At 67.6% G+C, this 2,264-nt stretch carries 3 protein-coding genes; all 3 read right to left on the bottom strand.

Annotation, left to right across the window (positions count from 1 at the left end; translation table 11 throughout):
- The coding region (locus tag VFL64_RS01580) for an efflux RND transporter permease subunit (RefSeq protein ID WP_489538623.1) at window positions 1–425 on the bottom strand (425 nt) is incomplete at its 3' end.
- A gap of 3 nt (window positions 426–428) precedes the next feature.
- Window positions 429–1,595, bottom strand: a complete 1,167-nt coding sequence (locus VFL64_RS01575; protein WP_489538622.1) for an efflux RND transporter periplasmic adaptor subunit — start codon at window positions 1,593–1,595, stop codon at window positions 429–431.
- A complete protein-coding gene (locus tag VFL64_RS01570; RefSeq protein WP_489538621.1) occupies window positions 1,592–2,263 on the bottom strand; it encodes a TetR/AcrR family transcriptional regulator in 672 nt (223 codons plus the stop codon). The genes VFL64_RS01575 and VFL64_RS01570 overlap by 4 nt, the downstream gene beginning before the upstream one ends.
- Between the last annotated feature and the right edge of the window lies 1 nt (window position 2,264).

Here is a 2,264-nt window from a genome sequence, read left to right as displayed (position 1 = left end):
GCCACGTTGAAGATGGGCACGCTCTGCGGGTCGAAGCGCGAGATGCGCGGCTCCTTGACCTCGTCGCGCAGCAGCGGGCGCACGAGCGAGACCTTCTCGCGCACGTCATCGGCGGCCTTGCGGCCGTCCACGTCGAGGTTGAACTCGACGATGACGACGGAGGTGCCCTCATACGAGCGCGAGTACAGCGAGTTGATGCCCGCGACCGTGTTGACGGCCTCCTCGACCTTCTTGGTGACTTCGCTCTCGACGATCTCGGGCGAGGCGCCGGGGTAGTCCATCACCACCACCACGGTGGGGAAGTCGATGTTGGGGAACTGGTCGACCGACAGCCGCTGGTAGCTGAACAGGCCGAGCACCACGAAGGCCAGCATGACCATCGTGGCCATGACCGGGTTGGCAATGGAAACGCGGGTGAACCACATGGCTCAGCGCACCGACGATGCCGGCATGGAGGCCGAGGCCGCCAGGTTCACCGGCGTGCCTTCGCGCAGCTGGCCCACCACGCCGCGCAGCAGCGTGGTGCCGGGGGCGACGCCCTCGGTGATCTCGACCACGCTCTCGCGGCCGGCGTTCAGCGTGGCTTCGCCGCGCGCGCCGAGCGAGACGGTCTTGGGCACGACCTTGCCTTCGGCCACCGTCAGCACGTAGGGGCGTGCCTGGTCGACGCGCACTGCGCTCACCGGCGCCACCAGGGTGGAGCGGCGCTGCAGCTCGATGCTGCCCTTGGCAAAGAGCCCCTGGCGCAGGCCGGGGTGGGGCGCCAGTGCGAGGTAGACCATCACCGCGCGCGTGCCGGTCTGCGCGCTGGGGTTGATGCGCGCCACGGTGGCGAGCGCGGGCTCGCTGAAGCCGTCGACCTGCAGCCGGGCCGTCTGCCCGACATTCACGTCGACCACGTCCTCAGGCGCCATGGCGGCTTCGAGCTCGATGCGAGAGAGGTCGACGATCTCGACCAGCTTGGTGTCGATCGACACGCGCTCACCCACCTGCACCAGCCGCTGCGAGACCAGGCCCGAGATGGGTGCGATCAGCCTGGCATCGGCCAGCGCCTTGCGGGTCAGGTCGACCGCAGCGACGGCCGCGCCGTAGGTCGATTGCGCTGCGGCGGAGTTGGAGATCGAGGTCTCCAGCCCGGTGGCGGAGATGAACCCCTGTGCCACCAGCGCGCGGTTGTTCTCCAGCGTGCGGTTGGCGATGTCGAGCTGGGCCTTCGAGGTGCCGGCCGTCTGCTCGGCCTGGCGCAGGCGCATCTCCAGTTCGGAGGTGTCGAGCTGACCGATGAGCTGGCCGGCCGTCACCTTGTCGCCTTCACGCACGGTGAGCGACTTGACCTCGGCCGCGACCTTGGCCTTGATGAAGGCGCTGTTCACGGCGCGCAGGCCGCCCGAGACCGAGAGCGTGCGCACCAGTTCCTGCGGCTGCAGCACGACGACGTCGCTCGGCGAGAGGTCGAAACCCTGGGTGGCTTTCGAGGCCGTGGTGGCCGCCTTCTCAAGCTTGCGTGCATTCAGCTTCTTGGCCACCACGGCGGCCAGCGCCAACAGCACCAGCGCGGCCACGGCCCATTTGAGCCAGCGTTTCTTCTTCGTCATGAACTCTTCTTCCCCTTGGGAGCTGTTTCTTGTTTGAGCAGGCCGTGCAGCACGAGGTCGATGTGGGTGGCGATTGCGCGGTCGGGGTTGATGTCCATGCCCTCGGCCGGGCAGGCGCCGAACGAATGCTTGTGCAAGGCCATGAAGATCAGCGGTGCGTAGAGCACCTGGGTGACTTCCAGGAGCGGCACGTCGCGGAACTCGCCGCGCTCCACGCCGCGCCGCAGGATGCGCACCAGCAGGTCCGTGGCGGGTGCGATGACTTCATCGCGGTAGTACTGGCCGATCTCGGGGAAGTTGCGCACCTCCGACATCATGATCTTGTGGATGCCGCCGGCCGGCGTGTTGCCGATGCGTTCCCACCAGGTGTGCATGAGCGTGGCCAGCAGCTCAGCGCTGGAGCCCTCGAACTCGTCCACCAGGCCGCTGCCTTCGGCGATGAGCTGCGACAGGCTCTGGTTGATGACCGCCTTGAGCAGTTCTTCCTTGCTCGGGTAGTAGAGGTACAGCGTGCCCTTGGAGACACCGGCGCGCACGGCCACCTCGTCGGAGCGCGTGGCGGCGAAGCCTTTCTCGACGAACAACTCCAGCGCGGCGTCCAGCAGTTCCTGCGGGCGCGCTTCTTTGCGTCGTTGCCGAGTGGGCACGGCGGGAGAGAGCTTGGGCATG

This window comes from Rhizobacter sp. (assembly GCF_035702065.1).
GTDB lineage: Bacteria > Pseudomonadota > Gammaproteobacteria > Burkholderiales > Burkholderiaceae_C > Rhizobacter.
The sequence above is the reverse complement of the archived record's forward strand: the minus strand, read 5'-3'. Positions and strand labels throughout refer to the sequence as shown.